Raw genomic sequence first — 22,354 nt, forward strand, 5'->3', positions numbered from 1 at the left:
GTTTGATCCGATACAAAAAGTATGGAACGGCTGTGCAACGGAGACAGAAAAATGGATCGCTTCAGGCAAATAGAGACGTTCGTGAAGGTAGCCGAGGCCGGCAGCCTCGCCGCGGCCGCGTTGGAAGAGGGCGTGTCGCCGGTGATTCTGGGGCGGCGTATCGATGCGCTGGAAAAGCGTCTGGGCGTGAAGTTGATGTATCGCTCGACGCGCCGTCTGGTTGTAAGCGAAGAAGGCGCGGCCTTTCTGGAACGCTGCCGTGGGCTTTTGGCCGACTGGAACCAGGCGGAAAACGAACTCGCCGACGGTCAGCGCACCGTCGACGGCCATCTGATCGTCTCGGCGCCCGCCGCTTTCGGGCGAATGCACGTGGCGCCGCACGCCCCTGGTTTTCTCGCCGATAAACCCGCGTTGCAGATGTCGTTCAACCTGAATGACCGCGTGGCCGACCTGATCCGCGAGGGTTACGACCTGTCGATACGGATCGGCGGGGCGGTGGACCAGAATTTCGTGGCGGTGAAACTCGCTGAAAACCATCGCGTGGTCTGCGGCACGCCCGCGTATTTCAAGAAGCACGGCAAACCGAAATTGCTCGATGACCTGCCGCGCCACAATTGCCTTGCCTTCAACCTGCAGGGCGGTCAGAACCGCGGCTGGTACTTCCGCCGCAACGGCAAGCTGGCAACGGTGCGCGTTTCCGGAAACCTTGATTGCAACGACGGCGAATTGCTCCACCGATGGGTCTCCGAAGGCCACGGCCTTGGCTGGCGCTCGACGTGGGAGATCCAGCGGCAACTGGCGGCGGGCGAACTGGAAACGGTACTCGACGAGTTCGCGCTACCGGACTACGACATCCTCGCCGTATATCCGCAACAGCGCTATGTTCCGGCAAAAGTGCGCTACTTCATTGATTATTTGAAGAAAATTTATGCGCAGCCGGATTACTGGAGCCGCGAGCGCTAACGTCTTTCAACCGCACGGGACCGCCGGGGCGCGCCTAAGCCATTGAAAACACAGCGGAACTGAAGCGCGAATCGCCCAAATCAGTTGTACGGGCATCCATATCCGGCTATAATCGCTGGCTTCTCTCTTGCCGCACCGGTCCGACGCCCGGGTGGCTTTATATCCTCAAGGAGTAACAATGCGTCATTACGAAATCGTATTTATCGTGCATCCGGATCAGAGCGAGCAAGTGCCCGCCATGATCGAACGGTACAAAACCACGATCACGTCGCACGGTGGTTCGATCCACCGCATCGAAGACTGGGGCCGCCGTCAGCTGGCTTACATGATCGAGAAACTCGCGAAGGCTCACTACGTGTGCATGAACATCGAATGCAGCCAGGAAACCCTGGAAGAGCTGGAACACGCATTCAAGTTCAACGACGCAGTGCTGCGTCACCTGATCGTCAAGATGAAGAAGGCCGAAACCGGCCCGTCGCCGATGATGAAGGAAGTGCACCGCGAAGAAGCCAAGAAGGCGGCCAGCCAGCCGTCGACTGAAGCGCAGGCTTAAATAGTCGCCTATACCTATTCATAGGCGTCAAGCCACCAGGATTTAAGTGAACCGGCTGCAACTGACAGCAAGCGTCGTGGAACGCGAACCGGTGCGGTACACCCCCGCCGGCGTCCCCATAGCAAGCTGCACGTTGCATCACTGTACGGAAGTCGTCGAAGCGGGCATTCCTCGCCAGATCGAACTGACACTTCCTGCGGTAGCGGCCGGAGCTGCGAGCGGCAAGCTGGAAAGCCTTGCGATGGGCGTCGAAACGCTCTTCACAGGCTTCATGGCCAAGAAAAACCGCAACGCGCGAACCCTGGTGTTTCACATCACAGAATTGCAGGATATTGGAAAGGACTGAACATGCCCCGCCCGACTGGTAAGAAATTCGACAAACGTCGTCAGCAACAAAACCCGCTCTTCAAGCGCAAGAAGTTCTGCCGTTTCACCGCGGCCAATGTCGAGTACATCGACTACAAGGACACGGAAACGCTGAAGGATTTCGTTGGTGAGAACGGCAAGATCACGCCGGCTCGTTTGACTGGAACCAAGGCTCACTACCAACGTCAGCTCGACACGGCTATCAAGCGCGCTCGTTTTCTCGCGCTCCTGCCGTACACCGACCTGCACAAGGCCTAATCAGACGACGCAATAAGGAAAAGCCAAATGCAAATCATTCTTTTGGAAAAAGTCGTCAACCTGGGCAACCTCGGCGACATCGTGAAGGTCAAGGACGGTTACGCACGTAACTTCCTGATCCCGGGCAAGAAGGCTCGCCGTGCAACGAAGGACGCAATCGCGGAATTCGAAGTGCGCCGCGCTGAACTGGAAAAGGTTGCGGCTGAAAAGCTGGCAGCTGCTACGGCTCAAGGCGAAAAGCTGAGCGGCGCAACCGTTCAGATCTCGCAAAAGGCTGGCGTCGACGGTCGTTTGTTCGGTTCGGTGACGAATGCGGACATCGCAGACGCGCTGAAGAAGCAGGGTCTGGCTGAAGTCGAAAAGTCGCAAGTGCGTCTGGCCGACGGCCCGCTGAAGCTGGTTGGCGATCACGCTGTCCAGATCGCGCTGCACACGGACGTGTTGGTTGACGTAACGGTGTCGGTGCTGGGCGAGCACGCTTAAGCTTCCAGCCAGCCGGGTTTTCTCCTGGCGCTGATGCAAAAGCACAGTAGTAAAAGAAGGGCGGGAACCCTCAACGGTTCCCGCCTTTTTTGTTTTTTCCGTCTCCCGCCGCCCCTTCATTTCGCCGATAATTGCTCCCCATGAACGCACCCTCGAAAGATCCGCAAATGGATGCGCTGAAGGTCCCGCCGCATTCCATCGAAGCCGAACAATCCGTCATTGGCGGCTTGTTGCTCGACAACGCCGCGTGGGATCGCATTGCGGACCTGATGTCGCACAGTGATTTCTACCGCTACGACCACAGGATCATCTACGAGGCGATCGGCAAGCTGATCGCGACCACGCGTCCTGCTGACGTGATCACCGTCTACGAGGCGTTGACGAATACGGGCAAGGCGGAGGAAGTTGGCGGTCTTGCCTACCTGAACGCGCTGGCACAGAACACGCCGAGCGCAGCCAACATTCGCCGATACGCGGAAATCGTGCGCGACCGGGCGGTCTTGCGCCGGCTGGTTTCCGTCGCCGACGAGATTTCCGCTGACGCCTTCAATCCACAAGGCAAGGAAGTGCGCCAGTTGCTGGACGAAGCCGAAGCGAAAGTATTTTCGATCGCGGAAAGCGGCGCGCGCGGCACGCAAGGGTTTCTGGAGATCGGCCCGCTTTTGACGGAAGTCGTCGAGCGTATCGATACGCTTTATCACACTGCGAATCCCAGCGATGTCACCGGTACGCCGACCGGTTTTGTCGATCTGGACCGCATGACTTCCGGTATGCACGGCGGTGAGTTGATCATCGTGGCGGGGCGTCCATCGATGGGTAAAACCGCGTTTTCGATGAATATCGGCGAGTACGTGGCAGTCGAATACGGCCTGCCGGTCGCCGTGTTCTCAATGGAAATGCCGGGTACGCAGCTGACCATGCGGATGCTGGGCTCGGTCGGACGTCTTGATCAGCACAGAATGCGCACCGGCCGTCTCACCGACGAAGACTGGCCAAAGCTCACGCACGCGGTGCAGAAAATGAGTGAGGCGCAAATTTTTATCGATGAAACCGGCGGCCTGAACCCGATGGAATTGCGTTCACGTTCACGTCGCCTCGCGCGGCAGTGCGGCAAACTGGGTTTGATCATTGTCGACTACTTGCAGCTGATGTCCGGATCAGGATCGGGTGGCGAAAACCGCGCTACGGAAATTTCCGAAATCTCGCGTTCGCTCAAAAGTCTCGCAAAAGAACTCGATGTCCCCGTCGTTGCGCTATCGCAGCTCAATCGCGGGTTGGAGCAGAGGCCGAACAAGCGCCCGATCATGTCGGATTTGCGCGAATCCGGCGCTATCGAGCAGGATGCGGACGTCATTTTGTTTATCTATCGCGACGAGGTTTACAACCCCGACAGTCCGGACAAAGGCACGGCGGAAATCATCATCGGCAAGCAGCGTAATGGTCCGATCGGCCCGGTACGGCTCACGTTCCAGGGTCAATACACGAAGTTCGAGAATTTTGCCGGCGCGCAGAATTTCTACAGCGACTAAGGAACTAATTGTGCAACCGCACTCGGATTGATACCAATCCAGAGTGCGGTGGCGTTCCCGCGAAGGTACAATGTGGCGGTTTTATGTCAGCGCCACTTTGAGCCACTTTCCGGGATTTTCATGTTCGGTCGATTCATGCCCACCGAGGGCAAATTTTTCGAAATCTTCAATGCGCACGCGAAGTGCATCGTCGACGCGAGCCACGAACTCGAACTGCTGATCGACAACATGGACCAGATGGAAGTCCATAAGCAGAACGTCCAGACGAACGAAAAACGTGCTGACAAACTCACGCACGAAACCATCGACCTGCTGCACAAGACCTTTATCACGCCGCTCGATCGCGACGAAATCCACAAGCTCATCACGACCATGGACGACATCCTGGACCTGATGGAGGACGTCGCCACCGCAATTTCGCTTTACGACGTGCGCGAATCGACCGCGGAAATGAGCCAGTTGGCGCATATTTGCACGGCGACGTCCGAGCGCGTGCAGCAAGCCGTGCAGCTTCTCGCCGACATGAAGCGCGCTAGCGAAATCCTCAAGATTTGCGAAGAAATTGACCGTCTGGAGTCAGACGCGGACCGTGTGCTGCGCTCGGCCATGTCGAAACTCTTCCGCGAAGAGGACAACGTCAAGACGCTGATCAAGTTGAAGGCAATCTACGAGTTGCTGGAAACGATCACCGACAAATGCGAGGATGTTGCGAACATCATCGAAGGCATCGTGTTGGAAAACGCCTGATTTCAGCCGCGCCACTCACCCGATAAACGATGCATTCGATTCAACTCGCCCTCTGGGCTGTCATTACGCTCGTCGTGGTCGCGCTGGTTTTCGACTTCATGAACGGCTTCCACGACGCCGCCAACTCCATTGCAACCGTCGTATCAACCGGCGTGCTGAAACCTCAGCAGGCCGTGGCTTTTGCCGCCGCATTCAACGTCATCGCGTATTTCATCTTCCATTTGAAGGTGGCGGCGACCGTGGGCAAAGGGACTATCGACCCGGCTATCGTCGATCAATATGTGATCTTCGGAGCGCTGGTCGGGGCCATCGGCTGGAACATCATCACGTGGCACTACGGCATTCCGTCGAGTTCATCGCATGCGCTGATTGGCGGTCTGGTGGGTTCGGCCTGGGCCAAGTCCGGCTGGGGTTCGCTCAATATGGACGGCTTACTCAAGACCGTTTCGTTCATTTTTATCTCGCCGCTGCTCGGTTTCGTGCTCGGGTCGCTCTTCATGCTGATCGTCTCGTGGATGTATTTCCGAACGCCTCCATCGAAAGTGGACCGGCGTTTCAGGCGATGGCAACTGGTATCGGCGGGACTTTATAGCTTGGGCCACGGCGGCAACGACGCGCAGAAAACCATCGGCATCATCTGGATGCTGCTGATTGCCGCCGGCTATGCATCGGCTACGGCCGACGCGCCGCCAATCTGGGTGATCGGCGGATGCTATCTTTCGATGGGACTCGGCACCTTGTTCGGCGGCTGGCGCATCGTGCGCACGATGGGGCAGAAGATCACGAAGCTGAAACCCGTCGGTGGGTTTTGTGCGGAATCGGGCGGGGCAATCACGCTGTTCGTGGCGTCGTTTCTTGGGATTCCGGTTTCGACCACGCATACGATTACCGGCGCGATTGTCGGTGTCGGCGCGACGCAGAAATTCAGCGCGGTGCGTTGGGGCGTCGCAGGAAATATTGTCTGGGCGTGGATTTTGACCATTCCAGCGTCGGCCGTAATGGCTGCCGGCGCGTGGTGGCTTGGCCGCCACTTTTTCTGAGCCAACCGGCCAGTCAAGCTTGAAAAACGGGCGATTGATATCGCCCGTTTTCATTTTCAGATCAGCGGTGCGCCAACGCCGTCCATGGGAATGATCGCGCCCGACACATAACTCGCCTGACGGCTCGCCAGGAACAAAGCAACGTTGGCGATTTCTTCAGGGGTTGCGTATCGGCCGAGCGGCACTTTCGCCTGACTCAAGGCCAACGCTTCGTCGCGCGTGATGCCTTGGCGTTTTGCCTCGAGCGCAAGCGACTCCTCCACGCGTTCTGTCAACGTTGCGCCCGGGTTGATCGCGTTGATGCGAATCCCAAGCTTTGCGTAATGATGCGCGAGACCGACCGTGGCCAGCATGAGCGCCGCGTTTGCCGCACCGCCGGCGATATGAATATCGCTCGCAATCTTTCCGCCCATTCCGATGATATTGACCACCGCGCCTGGCGCACTTTTCGGGTCGGCTTTCAGGCGTTCCGCCATCTTCTTGAGCACGGCCTGTTGCGGATAAATGCACGGGAAGTACTTGGCTTCCATCGCGGCCTTGTAGGCGTCGGCGTCGAGCAGATCTGGATCGTAACGTTTCGCCGCGCCCGCGGAGTTCACGAGGATATCGATTGGGCCAAGCGCGCTCGTGGCTTCTTCCACCACGTCCTGCACGCTATGGGGTTCGTGAAGGTCGGCGCGCGCGAGGTGCACGTGGTGGCCGTCTTGCGCCAGTTGTTCGCGGGCGCGTGCGAGGTTCGCTGCATCGCGCGAAACAATCGCGACTCGTGCGCCTTCCGCTGCAAACGCCTTGGCGCACGCGAAGCCAATGCCCTTGCTGCCGCCGGTGATGAGCACGACTTTGCCGGCAAGTCCCAGGTCCATGAGGTCACTCCTTATCGAGGCTGATATCGGTTAGCAACACACGATAGCAGAGGCCACCCGGACGTGCGCGTAGGGGATGTGCTGAAAGGCGCGTGATGCTTCGAGCTTAATAGCTGCCGTTGGCGAACTTCGCGATAGGGTCATCGGAAGAAGCGGGACGCGTGGGTGCGAGCGGATTGGTCGATGCACGCATCACGTGGACGGCCGGGTCCGAAGCAGGAAGACGCGTCGCAGACGATGGCTGTTGTTCCTGCACCGAGCGCACTTGCTGGGCGGCGAGGCGGGCGGTCGGCGGCGGTGGTTCGAAGGCGTCGGCGGCGGCCGCGATAGGGTCCGGTGAGTTCGATGCTGCTGCAATCGCACTGGATTCTGGTTGCGGCTGGCGAGCGGGCGAGATCGCGTTGGCGGCTTGCGCCTGACGTCGAGCGGCGGAGAGCGCGGATGGCGGTGGTTCGAACGGATCAGAGCCTGGATTCGCGCTCGCCGTGACCGGCGACACTGCGCCCGCTGATTGCGCTTGTTGCCGAGCGGCCGATAACGCCGGGGGCGGCGGTTCGAATTGGTCAGAGGCGCTGGCGGTTCTGCTGCCAGTCGCCGCAACTTGCGTTTGCGACGAACGGCTCGGCGTGCCGTCGGCAGGAGCCGGTGACGCCAGATACGTCGGCGAATCGAATGGCGTTGGGGCCGCTTTCGGCGCTGCGACGCGGCGAATGCCATCGAAACGCTTTGCCCAATAGGGGTTCGTGAGGTAATCAAGCCGGACGGTCCCGCCCGTGGATGGCGCGTTCACGAACCGCAGCTTGCCCACGTAAATTCCGACATGCGAATGCGCGCGCCCCGTGGTGTTAAAGAAAATCAGGTCGCCGGGCGCGACCTCGTCCGGTTCGATGGATTCGCCGCGCGAACTCATGTCGGCGGTCGTGCGCGGCAGATTGACCGAAGCCGCGCGGTCGACCACGTACCGAACCAGTCCGCTGCAATCAAAACCAGCTTCCGGCGTATTTCCACCCCAACGATACGGCACGCCGACGAGCGACATCGCCTGGATGGAGATTTCTTCGCGGCCCACGCTGTGATCGACGAAATTCGGGAAGCCGGATGGCTTGGCGAACGTGCGGTTGGCGGCCGTCGTGCCCGATTCGACCGGTGCACGCGATACCCGCTGCGGCGCGCTGGAACACGCGGCAACGAGAAAAGTGAGCAGCAACAGTGACCAGAATCGGCGCATTGGAGAGGGCGAGCGAGCTTGCTCGCCGTGATGACGGTCTCGCGATACTAGCCCGTCAGCCGGGCCTGCGGCAAGTTTTCTTGATAAGTCACTTGAGGTTTACGCTGTAAGTGCGGTTTCAACGGTGACAAAAAACCACAAAAAAAGCCCGGCAAGCGATGCTTGCCGGGCTTTCCAAGTGCACTGACGAATTAAAGGATATCGGAAGCGTAATCAGCCAGACGCGAACGCTCGCCGCGCGCCAGCGTGACGTGCCCGCTATGCGTCCAGCCCTTGAAGCGGTCGACCACGTACGTCAAGCCCGAGCTGCCTTCGGTCAGATAAGGCGTATCGATCTGGGCAATATTGCCCAGGCAGACGATCTTCGTGCCCGGACCTGCCCGGGTGACAAGCGTTTTCATTTGCTTGGGCGTCAGGTTCTGCGCTTCATCGATGATCACGTACTTGTCCACGAACGTCCGTCCGCGCATGAAGTTCATGCTCTTGACCTTCAGGCGTGACCGGATCAGCTCTTGCGTCGCGGCACGACCCCATTCGCCGGCGGCATCGTCTGTTTTCTGCAGGACTTCGAGGTTGTCATCGAATGCGCCCATCCACGGCTGCATTTTTTCCTCTTCGGTGCCCGGCAAAAAGCCGATATCTTCGCCGACCGGAACTGTTGCCCGGGTCACGATGATCTCGTTGTAGCGTTTGTCGTCGAGCACTTGCGCGAGGCCGGCGGCCAGCGCCATCAAAGTCTTGCCCGTACCGGCCTGACCCAGCAGCGTGACGAAATCCACATCCGGGTTCATCAGCAGGTTCAGCGCGAAGTTCTGCTCCCTGTTGCGCGATGTAATACCCCACACGTTGTTCTTGTGATGGCTGTAGTCACGCAGCGTTTGCAGCAGCGCTGTCTTGCCGTTGAGCTCACGCACGATGCCATAGAACGACGGCTCGCCGTTCTGCGGCTCGAAGTACACAAACTCGTTGACCAGCATGGACGCGCATTGCGGACCGGTCACGCGGTAATACGTCGTGCCCGTCTTCGTGTCTTGCCAGCTTTCCATGCCCTTCGCGTGCTTCGTCCAGAAGTCCGAAGGCAGTGCGCGCACGCCGGAATAGAGCAGATCCTTGTCTTCGAGGACCTGATCGTTGAAATAATCTTCTGCGGGCAGGCCAAGCGCGTGGGCCTTGATACGCATGTTGATGTCTTTCGACACCAGCACGACCTGGCGATCCGTGCGTTCCTTTTGCAGCGCGCGGACCACGCCGAGAATTTGGTTATCGGCCTTTCCAACAGGCAAACCCTCAACCGGTTCGATATCCGTCAGCGTGGTCTGGAAATAGAGACGACCGGTTGCATCGCGGTTACCCAGGGCGGAAAGCGGCAATCCAGCCGACATCTCGCCGACGTGAGCGACCAGTGCATCCAGCGTGCGGCTGACCTGGCGCGCATTGCGCGCCACTTCCGACATGCCTTTCTTATGGTTGTCGAGTTCCTCGAGCGTCATCATGGGCAGATAGACGTCGTGCTCCTCGAACCGGAACAGCGATGACGGATCATGCATCAGCACGTTTGTGTCGAGCACGAAGAGCTTGCCGATCTCGTTTTCCGGCTGGCCGCGCTGACGGCGCTTTTGCTGCACGCGCGGTTGCGCGGCGGCTACTACCGGAGTAGCGGGCGCCTCGGAATGCACGCGGGCCTGGACCGGCTGCGTTGTCTCGACCTGTTCGGCCGGTGCTGAAGCCGGCTGCAGCAAGGCTGCGGTCTGCTTGGTGCGACGCGTGCGCGCGGCGGGCGCGGTATCGGAAGCTTCGACGGCCGAGCCTTTCGCGGCATTCGCGAGCGTTTCGCTAGCGATTGCGCGCAACGTGTTTGCTGTGTTTGCGGCAGCTGGGCGCGAAACGCCTACGGGAGCGGCGAAATCGGTGTCGGTCTCGGCGGTGGCCAGATCGCCGTCGCTCGCCTGCTTCTTCGATGTTCGGGCAGGCCGGGCTTTGGCTTTGTATTCTTCAGACGGCAGGAGGTTGCCGAGCTTGACGGGTGCGGTAGGCAAAGGCATGGTTTCCCTCGAAAGGATCGGATCGTATGTCGTGCGTCGCCTGTCGCATCCTGCTGGGTAGGCCTGTAACAAACAGGGCCTGACTTTGATGCAGTTTGCGCCCGGTGACGCGCTTCGGTTTCGAAAACGCCGGTTCGCCTAGATTTCGATCGGCTCCTTGGAAGTTGCGTCCTGAAGATCAAACGGGAGTGGAAACGCGCGGACGGCGCGGCGCGCAGCGGCTGAAGGAGCGTCCGCAAACAAAAAAGCCGCCGTCCCGGACGTTGGGACCAGCGGCTCGACAGCGTCTGCTTCCTGACTCCTTTCGTCCTTCGCGCCGCCCGGGAAATACATAAGTCCCGAGGGTTGCGTGTAGCGGAGACCCGTGCCGGCCGCGGGGATTACCGCGCTACACCGGGCGCTACGTAAAGAGAAATGGAGGAAGGGGCATGCGCTCATTGCGAGTCAATATAACGTGCCTCAAAGCGCTTGTACAGCTTCCACAATCTGCTCGACGTGCCCTGGAACCTTTACGCCACGGAACTCCCGGCGAAGCACGCCGTGGGCGTCGAGAAGGAAGGTCGAACGCTCGATTCCACGCACTTCCTTGCCATACATCTTCTTCATTTTGATGACGCCGAAAAGCGAACAAATGGCTTCGTCGGAGTCGGATACAAGTGTGTAGGGCAGTTCGAGCTTCGCCTTGAAGTTGTCGTGCGATTTCACGCTGTCACGCGATATGCCGATGACTTCAGCGCCTGCCGCCTTGAACCGGTCGTAGAGATCGCGAAATTGCAGGCTTTCGGTCGTGCAGCCCGGCGTGTTGTCCTTCGGATAGAAAAACAGCACGACTTTCTTGCCTTTCAGGCTGGACAGCGAAAAGTCGCCGCCGGTTGCGGGTGCGGTGAAATCGGGAACGGGTTGATCGACTGCGATCGGCACGGAGCTTCTCCTCTTTTTTATCGATGGCGCGTGTCCGGACGCCAGTTTCTGGCGGGCGGGCACGTTGAAACGGTAGTTCGGCGGTCGTGTAGCGGGTGGCGCGGACGAGGGACGCATTTCTGAAAGCCGGTTCCGCTTTTCCGGCGAACACGCTGAGCCGCACAAGGCATCAATCAGGCTGCAGGATCAGTTCGCCCGCGCGGCCGGGAATTTCGCCCCACGAAACAGGGTACGTGGGCAGCGCCGAGCGGTCCAGCGCCGCATGATAGTCGCCCATCGTGCAGAAAGTGTGACCTTGAGCGCTCCAGCCAGCCAGCATTTGCTCGAAAACCGGCGCGAGCTTTTGTCCCTCGAGTTCGGCGTGAAGCGTAAAGACCTGATCGTGATTTTGCTTCGATGTCAGCCCGAGCAGATGCGCGGCCACGTTGCTGACGTCTACGCCGTCGACACCCAGAACCTCATCGAGCGTGGGCAGCGTGGTCGGCATCTGGACGTGGTCCAGGACACGGCCGTCGAGAACAGGAATGTAGGGCGTGTGCCCACGTCCGTCGGACGCGTACTTCATGCCCCAGGCATCGATCTGCTCGAACGCGTAACCGTTCATTTGCCAGCCCGCTGCACCATGCGTGACCGGCGGCGCACCGAAAATCTCGTTGAAACGCGCGTGGCTGCGCTGCATTTGCGCCGCAGTCCACTCGCGATTGCCGGCGCGGACATTGTCCTGCCAGTAGACGTGATCCCACGTATGAATACCGCACTCGAAACCGGCTTCGTGGATGGCGCGCATTTCGGCAACGGCGCGACGCCCGATGTCCGGCCCGGGCAGCAGCACGCCGTACATAAGCGTCTTCACGCCGTAATGCTCGACTACCGACGTTCGCGAGACCTTCTTCAGAAAACCCGGGCGAAACACACGGCGTAGCGCCCAGCCGGTGTGATCGGGTCCGAGACTGAACAGGAAGGTCGCACGGGCGTGATATTTGTCGAGCAGACGCGCCAGATTCGGCACGCCTTCGCGCGTGCCGCGCAATGTGTCGACGTCGATTTTCAGGACGATGCGAGCCACGCGCCGCCCTTAACTCTGGTCTTCAACGAGGCGCCGGGCCGTAGCCACATCGCCGCGATACGCTTCGAAAATCTTGCGCAGCGCGTCGTCCATGGTCGCGACCGGCTTCCAGTCGAGCTCTTCAATCGTGTTGTCGATCTTTGGCACGCGATTCTGCACGTCTTGGTAACCCGCGCCGTAATAAGCGCCCGACGAAGTCTCGACCAGTTGCACGGTCTTCGCGCTCTCCGCGTACTCGCTGATCTCGTTTGCGAGCTTCAGCATCTTGTTCGCGAGCTCGCGCACCGAGAAATTGTTGCTCGGATTGCCGATGTTGTAGATCTTGCCCGTGGCCACGCCGTTCTTGTTCTCGATGATCTTCATCAACGCGCCGATGCCGTCATCGATATCCGTGAATGCACGTTTCTGCGCGCCGCCATCGACCAGACTGATGTTCTCGCCGCGCACGATATGACCGAGGAATTGCGTGACGACGCGCGAGCTGCCTTCCTTCGGCGTGTAGATGGAGTCGAGGCCCGGGCCGATCCAGTTGAACGGGCGAAAGAGCGTGAAGTTCAGGCCTTCCATGCCATAACCCCAGATCACGCGGTCCATCAGTTGCTTCGAGCACGCGTAGATCCAGCGCGGCTTGTTGATCGGGCCGTACGACAGTTGCGACTCTTCCGGATCGAACTGCTCGTCCGTGCACATGCCGTACACCTCGGACGTTGACGGAAACACGAGGTGTTTGCCGTATTTCACAGCGGAACGCACGATCGGCAGATTTGCTTCGAAGTCGAGTTCGAACACGCGCAGCGGCTGTTTGACGTACGTTGCGGGCGTTGCAATCGCGACCAGTGGGAGGATCACATCGCACTTCTTGATGTGATATTCGACCCACTCCTTGTTGATCGTGATGTCGCCTTCGAAGAAATGCATGCGCTCGTGATTCGCGAGGTCGCCCAGGCGATCGCGCTGCATGTCCATACCGAAGACTTCCCAGTCGGTCGTCTCGAGAATGCGCTTGGAAAGGTGGTGGCCAATGAAGCCGTTGACACCCAGGATCAGGACTTTTTTCATGAATGAGGAAGTGATTGAGTGAGTCGGCCGAATTCGGCGGGACTGACGACGCGTTCGCCGCCGGCTGGTGTCTGGCTTTCGTCCACGAATGGTTGCCGTAGTTCACGGATGGCGACGACGCGGCCATCGCCGCATACGCCAAACAGCGCATTATCCTTCACGTGCAGGCCGGGGGGCAAATTCCCGAGTGCCTGCGCGGTATCGGCTGCGATGCCGGGCAGGCCGTTTTCGGGCACGAGCCGGGCTCGTGCAACGATGAAGCGCGCATGGCCAATATCCGTGAATGCGCCCGGATACGGCGGCGCGACCGCGCGGATCAGGTTGTAGACCTGCTGCGCCGGTTTCGTCCAGTCGATGCGCCCATCCTCCGGCTTTCTGCCACCGAAATAGGTGCCTTTGCTAAGGTCGTTCGGCAGATGCGGCGCTTCTCCCGCGATCAGCGCGGGCAACACGCGCCAAAGCGTCTGCTCGGCGGCGACCGTGGTTTTGTCGAAGACCTGGCTCGCAGTGTCGTCCGGGAGAATGGGGACGGGCGTCTGGGCCAGAATCGCCCCGGCGTCGGGTTTAGCGGCCATTTCATGCAACGTCGCGCCGGTTTCCGTTTCACCGTTCAATACGGCCCAGTTGGTGGGAACGCGACCGCGATATTTCGGCAGCAACGAGCCATGCATGTTGTACGCGCCGCGCGCGGCAAGCGCGAGCACGTTGACCGGCAGCATATGCCGGTAGTAGAACGAGAAGATGAAATCCGGCGCGAGCCCGGCGATGGTGGCGTACAACTCGGGCGATTTGGGATCGGTGGGCGTGATCACGTTGATACCGTGATCGGCGGCTACCGATTTCACGCTGCCAAACCAGATGTTTTCGTCTGGATTGTCTTCGTGTGTGACGACCAGCGCCACGTCCACGCCACGCGCGAGCAACACCTGCAGGCAACGCACGCCGACGTTGTGATACGCGAATACGACCGCGCGCGGTTTCATAGAGACGACCTCATGACGGATCGACCTCGCGTGTGATCGCGGCGACGGCTTCCTGGCGCGGCTTGGTGCGCGAAATCTGGCCGTCGCGTTCTTCCAGGATGGTCTGCACCAGGTAACGCGGCCGCGCCCGAACCTGCTGATAAATCCGGCCGATATATTCGCCGAGCAGCCCCAGCGCGAAGATGATCACGCCGAGCATGAAGAACGTGATGGCGAACAGCGTGAACACACCTTCAACTTCCGCACCGAACATGAAGCGCCGGACCAACAGCAGCAGGAAAAGACCCGCAGATCCCACGGAAAGAATCACACCTATAAACGACAACCATTGCAGCGGCACGACCGAGAAGCCGGTCACGAGATCGAAGTTCAGGCGGATCAGGCTGTACAGCGAATACTTCGATTCGCCCGCAAAACGCTCTTCGTGCGCGACATCGATTTCGATGGGATTTTGCGAAAACGTGTAGGCGAGGGCCGGAATGAAGGTGTTGATTTCGCCGCAACGGTTGATGGTATCGATGATATGGCGGCTATAGCCGCGCAGCATGCAGCCCTGGTCAGTCATGCGGATGCGTGTGATGCGTTCGCGCAAGCGGTTCATCAGCCGCGATGCTTTTTTGCGCCAGAAGCTGTCCTGCCGCTGCTGGCGGATCGTGCCAACGTAGTCGTAACCATCGCGCATCTTGGCGAGCAGCTTGCCGATTTCCTCGGGCGGATTCTGCAAGTCCGCGTCGAGCGTAATGACGCTTTCTCCGCGCGACTGCTCGAAACCGGCGAGGATGGCCATGTGCTGGCCGTAATTGCCATTGAGCAGGATCACGCGCGTGGTGTCAGGACGCGCGCGGAATTGCTGCGCGAGCAGCGCCGCGGATTTATCGCGGCTGCCGTCGTTGATGAAGATGACCTCGTACGTTGCACCAAGCGCATCGAGCGCCGGATACAGGCGCGAGAAGAGCGCGGCGAGGCCGTCTTCCTCGTTGTACACCGGGACCACGACCGTCAGTTCGGGTCCGGTCGGCAGAAAATCGGTTTGACTCATATTGGCGATGGTTCCGCTAGATATCCGTGATCAATTGATGCTGCGCCGGCCGCGGCGCGGCTTTTTCTTATTTGGTGTGCGCCGCGCAGATTTCATCTACGGCTTGCACGACCCGCGTGACGTCGTCCTGGGTCATCTGCGTGAAAAGCGGCAAGGTCACCGTCGATGCGCCGTACTTTTCGGCGTGCGGGAACATGCCTTCGTGAAACCCGCGCGCCCGGTACAAGGTGAACAAATGCAGCGCCGGGTAATGCACGCCCGTGCCGATGCCGCGCTCCTTCATCTGCCCCATGAACTCCGAGCGCGTGAGCGACAGCCGTTCGAGCGGTAGGGCAATCTGGAACATATGCCAGTTGCTGTCGGTGAAGTTCTGCACCGGTAGTTGCACGCCCGTGCGCACGGCCGAGCCGTTGGCGAAATTCTCGAAGTATGCGCGCGCCAGTTCACGGCGTTTCTCCGTAAAACGCTCGACGTGCTTCAACTGCCCCAGACCGACGCGAGCGGCGACGTCGGTGAGATTGTATTTGCCACCAAGCAGGTCGCAATCCATACCGTCGAAGCCCGTGCGGGTGATGCCCTGCAGCCGGTACTTTTGCGCAAGAGTCGCTTCTTCCTCGTTGTTCAGGACAAGCGCGCCGCCCTCGATGGACGTGACGTTCTTGTTCGCGTGGAAACTGAACGAAACAATGTCGCCGAACGAGCCGATTTTCTTGCCGCGCCACGTGGAACCGAAGGCTTGCGCCGCGTCTTCGATCACCCGCAATTTGTGCTCGCGCGCAATGCCGTAGAGCCTGTCCATGTCCACGGGCAACCCCGAGAGATACACCGGCAGGATTGCCTTGGTACGCGGCGTGATGGCTTTTTCCAGCAGATCCAAGTCGATATTGCGCGTGACCGGATCGATGTCCGCGAAAACCGGCGTCGCGCCCGTTTCGATAATCACATTGCTGGTCGACACCCAGGTCATTGGCGTGGTGATGACCTCGTCGCCTTCGCCCACGCCCGCAATGCGCAAGCCGATTTCCATGGTCGCGGTGCCGGAGTTGAACGTGCGCACCGGACGGCCACCGCAGTAATCGGACAGTTCGGCTTCGAATTGCGTGTTTTGTGGTCCGGTCGTGATCCAGCCGGAACGGAGTACTTCGGCGACGCCCTGGATCGTCTCTTCGTCAATCTCGGAGCGCACGAACGGCAGGAAAGGCAGCGTTTTGGAGGTCACGTTCTGGGTCATGGAGTCTCTGCGTAAAAAGTGGGACAGCGAGGTGCGGACAATCGCGAAGCCGATGCTAGCTGCGAGTCAACACCACCACGCCAATCAGGATGATGCCGATACCGACCAGACGCTGCATCGACAATATTTCACCAAACAAATACCACGCCGCGAACGCGTTCACTACGTAACCCAATGAAAGCATGGGATAAGCCACAGAAACGTCGACCCGCGATAACCCTACGATCCACACCACGACGCTGAACACATAGCAGGCGAGGCCACCGATGATCGGCCATTGCGTCGCGATCTTCAGGCCGATCGGCACAATGTTCGACGGCGTGAACTCGAAATGCCCAACGTTGTTCACACCGGCTTTGAGCAGCAACTGCGCGCCGGCGTTCAACATGACGCCGGTGATGATGCAAATGAAGGATATAGGGTTCATCGTGGACCGTAATAGTGGTTTTTATCGGCGCATTGCGGTGCAGCATCGTTGTACGAAATGGCCTGTCGAAACGCCGCGCCATTGTTTCAAGGCTGCGGCTTTTCCACAATGACCCGCCGGTCGTCGCGCGCAATCACTTTCATCGGCACGTTTTTCGCGAGCAAGTCGTCATACTGGCCGGGCGGCATTAGTGCGAGAGCATACCGGTCGGCATTCCAGCGCTGAATCCAGGCATCGACGGTCGGCAGCCACTTCTGCGGCTCCGTCGTCACGCCGAACTGCAGCTCGTCGGGCTCCTGGACCATGATCATGGTGTGTCCAAGATAGAACGGCATGGTGTGATCGAGCTTGGCGACCGAGTAGAACGGCGTGTCGGCGGGGAGTCTTGCCATGGCGGCCTTGACGGCCGGCACCAGCTTCACGCCGGAACTTTCGCGGCCGAAGACATCGTGTCCGGTTCCGGCAATCGTCCCGATCAACAGCCAGGCCGCGCCCAACAATACAACGCCCCCGATCGAACTGCGGCGGTTGTACCAGATGGCGGCGAGCGTGACTACGAACGCAACGGCGAGAGCGGCGTACACCCAAAGCTGAAATTCACGGTAAAGGTAGTTGGGTGTATGACCGCTCCCCATTCGACCCAGAAAGATCGCGCCGAATGCCGCGGCGACCAAAAACACAGCGTAGCCGATCAGGTGCCGGCTCCATTGCACGCGCGTCAGCAAGGGCAAATAGATGGCAATCAGCAACGCGATCGATGGAGCGATCGGCAGCGTGTATGACAGAAGTTTTGAATGCGACGCGCTGAAGAACAGGAAGATGAAGGCCGTCCAGACCAGCAGCAACGTGACCGGCGCGAAACCGTTTGGCTGGCGCGGCACTTTCACTGCATGGCGTGCGCTCTGGAAAGCGACAGACAGCCAGGGCAGGAATCCGACAATCAGCACGGGTACGAAATAGTAGAACGCGCCTGGCCGGTTCTGTTCAGGCGTCAGATAGCGCTGGAACTGCTGAACGATGAAAAAGAAGTTCAGAAACTCCGGGTTCTTCATCTGTACGAGGACGAACCAGGGCACGGAGATGATCGCAAACAGAATCAGGCCGCTACCCATGTAAAGGCGCTTCCAGAGGGCCCAGTCGCGCGCGATCAAGGTGTACAGCACCAGAACCGCCCCTGGCAGAATCAACCCGACCAATCCCTTTGACAGTAGCGCGAGCGCCATGCCGGCCCAGCAAAGCCACATCCAGAGCCGTACCCGACTGGCGGGCAGGTTGGGGCACTGGGCGAGCAGCAAGCCGCAAAGCGTCAATTCCATCCAGAAGGACAAACCCATGTCGAGCGTGTCGAAATGGGCCATCAGGTTCCAGTACGGCGAGGTTGCGAGCACGACGGCCGCGCAAAACCCCGTCACGCCGTTGAATACCCGGGCACCGGTATAGCCGATCAAAAGCACGCCGGCAAAGCCTGTCAGTGCTGTATAGAGCCGCGCTTGCCATTCGCCGATCCCAAACCATGCGAACGTCAGCGCGTTTGCCCAGGTTTGCAGCGGCGGTTTTTCGAAATATTTGTAGCCGTTGTAGCGAGGCGTGATCCAGTCGCCGGTCACGAACATTTCGCGGGCCATTTCCGCGTAACGGCCTTCATCGCTCGGAACGAGATGGCGCAGGCCGAGCGGCGCGAACCAGATCACGGCGAGTGCGGCGATCAACAATAGAAGCGAGAGGCGGGTGAGCGGTAGCCGGTAAGGCGTATCGTTCATAGAAGTCGACCTGTCCAGTGCCACTTGTGCGGCGAAAAGCAAATTCAAAAAGGGGCTCGAGTGTGACGCATCGAGACTTAAGGGCGGCTTAGGCAGGCTCCAGATATCAGCATGCATACGCTCGGTGAACACACGCAGGTTCCGCTGCTTCGACACTGTGCACAAGCTGGCCGAATGGGCGGGTAGGTGAAGAAGCGCGCGGCGTTTCGGCTTTTCGTCGAAGAGCGAGGGTCCAGGCCGTTGCGACACAGCCGCCGGGCGGCAGTTTATCGTACTGGGGCACCAATCCCGCGCCTGGGCGTTTGGACGGGGTGTTGAACCGGTTCAGCAAGCGCGGACTATGCTTCGAGCAAGAGCGCGGCCGCGACCCGGCGGCCTTCGGACATCAGAATGTTGTAAGTGCGGCATGCGGCGCCGAAGTCCATCGTTTCAACGCCAATGCGCTGCTGCGTGAGTCTGGCCGTGAGGCGCGGATGGGGGAAACGCAGCCGGGAGCCGCTGCCGAACACGACGACTTCAGGCGCGAGTTCGAGCAACGCATCGAAATTCTCGGGCGTGAGCGCCTCGAATGACGTGACGGGCCACTGGATCACAGGACTTTCCGGCATCACGATGATGCTGCCTTCGTGGCGCTGAAGATTGATCGCGACGTAATCGGCGCCGTAACTCGTGATGGTGTTGAGCGCGCCGCTGGCTTCCTGATGTAATTTCAAATCGATTGTCCGACAAGCGGGTTGATGGCAAGGAGCGACTGCATACATTTGCGAAAGTCACGCTTAATCCGCTAAATTATAACTTTTCAGCCGTTTGCGGGTTGCGAGCCCCGACGGCGCAGTGCTTCGCGTGCCGCCACAAGCAGCTTGCCGACACCCGAAAAAAGGGCGTTTTCCCTTGGCCGAATGGCCAAAAATCACACGTTTGAGCCCAAACCCGCCTTTATCCGGCGCATTTTCGCTAGACTGCCTGTTCTGCGCTGCCTTCCGGAATTTCGAAGTTTCTGCCTGGCATTGGCGCCATGACGTCCACCCGGTCCCATGTCGTTGCCGCATTTCCGACCGGATCTCTTGCGTGGGCGCGATTGCGACCTTGGTGGAATGCTTCGCAGCGCAGGCTGCAATGCCCTTTGTTTGTGTCCTTCGCCGACCTTGGCCGCCGACTGCACCTAATAACCAACAGAGCCTGATTCAAGTAACCGAGTGAGCCTTCCCGCCGTGAAACCGATTCTTAAGTCCAATAAATTACAGAACGTCTGTTATGACATTCGCGGCCCCGTGCTCGAGCATGCGAAGCGTCTCGAGGACGAAGGCCACCGGATCATCAAGCTCAATATCGGCAATCTGGCCTCGTTTGGTTTCGACGCGCCGGACGAGATCATTCAGGACATGATCCGCAATCTGCCGACGTCGTCGGGATATTCGGACTCGAAGGGCGTGTTCGCCGCGCGCAAGGCGATCATGCATTACACGCAGCAAAAGGGCGTGCTTGGCGTGGAGCTGGACGATATCTACATTGGCAATGGCGCGTCCGAATTGATCGTGATGGCCATGCAGGGCTTGCTCAACGACGGCGACGAAGTGCTGCTGCCCGCGCCCGACTATCCGCTCTGGACGGCGGCGGTAAGCCTGTCGTCAGGCACGCCCGTACATTATCTCTGCGACGAATCCGCCGACTGGATGCCCGATCTCGACGACCTGCGCTCGAAGATCACGCCGAACACGAAGGCGCTTGTCATCATCAATCCGAACAACCCGACCGGTGCGCTGTATTCCGACGCGTTGCTGACCGAAATGATCGAGATCGCGCGCAAGCACGGCCTGATCATCTTCGCCGACGAGGTCTACGACAAGATCGTCTACGACGGCCGCAAGCACACAGCGGTCGCGGCGTTGTCCGAGGACGTGCTGACGGTGACGTTCAACAGCTTGTCGAAGAGCTACCGGGCGTGCGGTTATCGTGCGGGCTGGATGTTCATTTCCGGCCTGACGGGCGAAAACCGCCGTGTCGCCAACGACTATATGGAAGGGCTCGGGATTCTCGCGTCCATGCGCCTGTGCGCGAACGTGCCGGGACAGTACGCCATCCAGACGGCGCTGGGGGGGTATCAGAGCATCAACGACCTGATCCTGCCGGGCGGGCGCCTGTTCAAGCAGCGCGAGCTCGCCTACGACATGCTGACGGCCATTCCCGGCGTGAGCTGCGTCAAGCCGCAAGCGGCGCTGTATATGTTCCCGAAGCTCGACCCGAAGATGTACCCGATTGTCGACGACCAGCAATTCATCACGGATCTGTTGCTTGAAGAACGTACGCTGCTCGTGCAGGGCACGGGTTTCAACTGGCCGGCGCCCGATCATTTTCGCGTGGTGTTCCTGCCGAACGTGGACGATCTGGCTGATTCGATCAACCGTATCGCGCGCTTTCTCGATGGTTATCGAAAGCGTCACTCTGTCTAATCCTCTCTTAAAAGACTTACGCTGCAATGGAACCGATCAAAGTTGGCCTGCTGGGCTTCGGCACGGTCGGCAGCGGCACCTTCACGGTGCTGCGCCGCAATCAGGAAGAAATCAAACGGCGCGCCGGACGTGGCATTGAAATTTCGCGCATTGCCGTGCGCACGCCGTCCAAGGTGACGGGCGCCGAGGGTATCGAGATCACGACTGACTTCAATTCAGTGGTGGACGATCCTTCCATCGATATCGTGGCCGAAATGATTGGCGGCACGGGTGTGGCGCGTGACCTGGTGCTGCGCGCGATTGCGAACGGCAAGCACGTGGTGACGGCGAACAAGGCGCTGCTCGCCGTGCACGGCAGCGAGATTTTCGAAGCCGCCAGCAAGAAAGGCGTGATGGTGGCGTTCGAGGCAGCGGTCGCTGGCGGCATCCCGATCATCAAGGCGCTGCGCGAAGGGCTGACGGCCAACCGGATCGAGTACATCGCGGGAATCATCAACGGTACGACGAACTACATTCTCTCGGAAATGCGCGATCGCGGGCTCGATTTCGCGACCGCATTGAAAGCGGCACAGGAACTGGGTTACGCCGAAGCCGACCCGACCTTCGACATTGAAGGCGTGGACGCGGCGCACAAGGTCACGATCATGAGCGCGATCGCGTTCGGTGTGCCCGTGCAATTCGACCGCGCGTATGTGGAAGGCATCAGCAAGCTCGATGCAATCGATATTCGCTATGCCGAAGATCTGGGTTACCGGATCAAGCTGCTGGGTATCGCGCGCCGGACGGAAAAAGGTATCGAATTGCGCACGCATCCCACGCTGATTCCGGAAAAGCGCTTGCTCGCCAACGTGGAAGGCGCAATGAACGCGGTCGTCGTCCATGGTGACGCTGTGGGCACCACGCTTTATTACGGCAAGGGCGCAGGCGCTGAGCCAACGGCGTCGGCGGTGGTCGCGGATCTCGTGGACGTGACACGCCTGCATACTGCGGATCCTGAGCATCGCGTGCCGCATCTGGCCTTTCAGCAGGACAGCCTCGCGAATACGCCGATCCTGCCAATCGAAGAAGTCACGAGCAGCTATTACCTGCGCTTGCGCGTGGCGGATGTGACCGGCGTGCTCGCCAATATCACGCGGATTCTCGCGGACAAGGTGATCTCGATCGATGCCTTGCTGCAGAAGGAATCCGAACACGTCAACGGCGAAGACAAAGGCGAGACCGACATCATCCTGCTCACGCACGAAACGGTCGAAAAGGAAATCAACGCAGCGATCATGCAGATCGAGGCGCTCTCCACGGTGGTTTCGAAGGTAACGAAACTGCGCATGGAAGGAATGAAATAAGGC

22 protein-coding genes are annotated in these 22,354 nt (G+C 59.5%); 10 read left to right on the forward strand and 12 right to left on the reverse strand.

The genetic code is table 11. The features are described from left to right. Positions 1 to 51 precede the first annotated feature (51 nt). The 8 genes from HB633_RS25450 (at position 52) to HB633_RS25485 (ending at position 5,939) form a co-directional block, all read left to right on the forward strand. Positions 52 to 963, forward strand: a complete 912-nt coding sequence (locus tag HB633_RS25450) for a LysR family transcriptional regulator (RefSeq protein WP_213780879.1) — start codon at positions 52 to 54, stop codon at positions 961 to 963. Positions 964 to 1,141: 178 nt separating this feature from the next. Next, the gene (gene rpsF / locus HB633_RS25455; protein WP_056353082.1) at positions 1,142 to 1,516 is read left to right on the forward strand and encodes a 30S ribosomal protein S6; all 375 of its coding nucleotides are present in this window, start codon (positions 1,142 to 1,144) and stop codon (positions 1,514 to 1,516) included. A gap of 46 nt (positions 1,517 to 1,562) precedes the next feature. After that, positions 1,563 to 1,862 carry a primosomal replication protein N gene (gene priB, locus HB633_RS25460; RefSeq protein ID WP_061999250.1) on the forward strand — a complete coding sequence of 100 codons (300 nt, stop codon included), beginning with the start codon at positions 1,563 to 1,565 and terminating at the stop codon, positions 1,860 to 1,862. Positions 1,863 to 1,864: 2 nt separating this feature from the next. Continuing rightward, on the forward strand, positions 1,865 to 2,140 hold the full coding sequence (gene rpsR, locus HB633_RS25465) for a 30S ribosomal protein S18 (RefSeq protein ID WP_047896822.1): 276 nt from the start codon (positions 1,865 to 1,867) through the stop codon (positions 2,138 to 2,140). Positions 2,141 to 2,167: 27 nt separating this feature from the next. Continuing rightward, positions 2,168 to 2,623 carry a 50S ribosomal protein L9 gene (gene rplI, locus HB633_RS25470; RefSeq protein WP_213780880.1) on the forward strand — a complete coding sequence of 152 codons (456 nt, stop codon included), beginning with the start codon at positions 2,168 to 2,170 and terminating at the stop codon, positions 2,621 to 2,623. A gap of 140 nt (positions 2,624 to 2,763) precedes the next feature. Then, entirely contained in the window at positions 2,764 to 4,152 is a 1,389-nt protein-coding gene (locus tag HB633_RS25475; protein ID WP_060857247.1) for a replicative DNA helicase, read from the forward strand. Positions 4,153 to 4,272: 120 nt separating this feature from the next. After that, complete coding sequence (locus HB633_RS25480) at positions 4,273 to 4,899, forward strand: DUF47 domain-containing protein (protein ID WP_056353092.1); 627 nt, start codon at positions 4,273 to 4,275, stop codon at positions 4,897 to 4,899. Between the two features lie 29 nt (positions 4,900 to 4,928). Next, positions 4,929 to 5,939 (forward strand): inorganic phosphate transporter, encoded by a 1,011-nt coding sequence (locus tag HB633_RS25485; protein ID WP_213780881.1) that lies wholly within the window; start codon positions 4,929 to 4,931, stop codon positions 5,937 to 5,939. Positions 5,940 to 5,995: 56 nt separating this feature from the next. Here the strand turns inward: HB633_RS25485 and HB633_RS25490 are convergent, their stop codons facing one another. The 12 genes from HB633_RS25490 to HB633_RS25545 form a co-directional block, all read right to left on the reverse strand. After that, positions 5,996 to 6,802: an SDR family oxidoreductase gene (locus HB633_RS25490; RefSeq protein WP_213780882.1), complete on the reverse strand. Its 807-nt coding sequence runs from the start codon at positions 6,800 to 6,802 to the stop codon at positions 5,996 to 5,998. Between the two features lie 106 nt (positions 6,803 to 6,908). Then, complete coding sequence (locus tag HB633_RS25495; protein WP_213780883.1) at positions 6,909 to 8,030, reverse strand: NlpC/P60 family protein; 1,122 nt, start codon at positions 8,028 to 8,030, stop codon at positions 6,909 to 6,911. 191 nt (positions 8,031 to 8,221) lie between these two features. Beyond that, on the reverse strand, positions 8,222 to 10,072 hold the full coding sequence (locus HB633_RS25500; RefSeq protein ID WP_213780884.1) for a PhoH family protein: 1,851 nt from the start codon (positions 10,070 to 10,072) through the stop codon (positions 8,222 to 8,224). Between the two features lie 459 nt (positions 10,073 to 10,531). Continuing rightward, positions 10,532 to 10,993, reverse strand: a complete 462-nt coding sequence (locus tag HB633_RS25505; RefSeq protein WP_213780885.1) for a redoxin domain-containing protein — start codon at positions 10,991 to 10,993, stop codon at positions 10,532 to 10,534. Positions 10,994 to 11,162: 169 nt separating this feature from the next. Continuing rightward, a complete protein-coding gene (locus tag HB633_RS25510; protein ID WP_213780886.1) occupies positions 11,163 to 12,059 on the reverse strand; it encodes a polysaccharide deacetylase family protein in 897 nt (298 codons plus the stop codon). A 9-nt stretch (positions 12,060 to 12,068) separates the two neighbouring features. Further along, a complete protein-coding gene (locus HB633_RS25515) occupies positions 12,069 to 13,118 on the reverse strand; it encodes a bifunctional UDP-4-keto-pentose/UDP-xylose synthase (protein ID WP_213780887.1) in 1,050 nt (349 codons plus the stop codon). Then, complete coding sequence (locus HB633_RS25520; RefSeq protein ID WP_213780888.1) at positions 13,115 to 14,101, reverse strand: formyltransferase; 987 nt, start codon at positions 14,099 to 14,101, stop codon at positions 13,115 to 13,117. Before HB633_RS25520 ends, HB633_RS25515 begins: the two co-directional genes overlap by 4 nt. Positions 14,102 to 14,111: 10 nt before the next feature. Next, complete coding sequence (locus HB633_RS25525; protein ID WP_213780889.1) at positions 14,112 to 15,140, reverse strand: glycosyltransferase; 1,029 nt, start codon at positions 15,138 to 15,140, stop codon at positions 14,112 to 14,114. Between the two features lie 67 nt (positions 15,141 to 15,207). Next, positions 15,208 to 16,359: a DegT/DnrJ/EryC1/StrS family aminotransferase gene (locus tag HB633_RS25530; RefSeq protein WP_213781049.1), complete on the reverse strand. Its 1,152-nt coding sequence runs from the start codon at positions 16,357 to 16,359 to the stop codon at positions 15,208 to 15,210. A 67-nt stretch (positions 16,360 to 16,426) separates the two neighbouring features. Further along, positions 16,427 to 16,798 carry an SMR family transporter gene (locus tag HB633_RS25535; RefSeq protein ID WP_213780890.1) on the reverse strand — a complete coding sequence of 124 codons (372 nt, stop codon included), beginning with the start codon at positions 16,796 to 16,798 and terminating at the stop codon, positions 16,427 to 16,429. A gap of 86 nt (positions 16,799 to 16,884) precedes the next feature. Beyond that, positions 16,885 to 18,558 (reverse strand): glycosyltransferase family 39 protein, encoded by a 1,674-nt coding sequence (locus HB633_RS25540; RefSeq protein WP_213780891.1) that lies wholly within the window; start codon positions 18,556 to 18,558, stop codon positions 16,885 to 16,887. A 338-nt stretch (positions 18,559 to 18,896) separates the two neighbouring features. Further along, on the reverse strand, positions 18,897 to 19,271 hold the full coding sequence (locus HB633_RS25545; protein WP_255581158.1) for an Mth938-like domain-containing protein: 375 nt from the start codon (positions 19,269 to 19,271) through the stop codon (positions 18,897 to 18,899). Between the two features lie 498 nt (positions 19,272 to 19,769). On the opposite strand from HB633_RS25545, the gene HB633_RS25550 reads away from it, so the two are divergent. Together HB633_RS25550 and HB633_RS25555 are read left to right on the forward strand one after the other, a co-directional pair. After that, positions 19,770 to 21,008: an aminotransferase class I/II-fold pyridoxal phosphate-dependent enzyme gene (locus HB633_RS25550; protein WP_213780893.1), complete on the forward strand. Its 1,239-nt coding sequence runs from the start codon at positions 19,770 to 19,772 to the stop codon at positions 21,006 to 21,008. A 26-nt stretch (positions 21,009 to 21,034) separates the two neighbouring features. Next, entirely contained in the window at positions 21,035 to 22,351 is a 1,317-nt protein-coding gene (locus tag HB633_RS25555; RefSeq protein WP_213780894.1) for a homoserine dehydrogenase, read from the forward strand. Positions 22,352 to 22,354: the final 3 nt, after the last annotated feature.

The organism is Caballeronia sp. dw_276 (assembly GCF_018449635.1).
GTDB lineage: Bacteria > Pseudomonadota > Gammaproteobacteria > Burkholderiales > Burkholderiaceae > Caballeronia.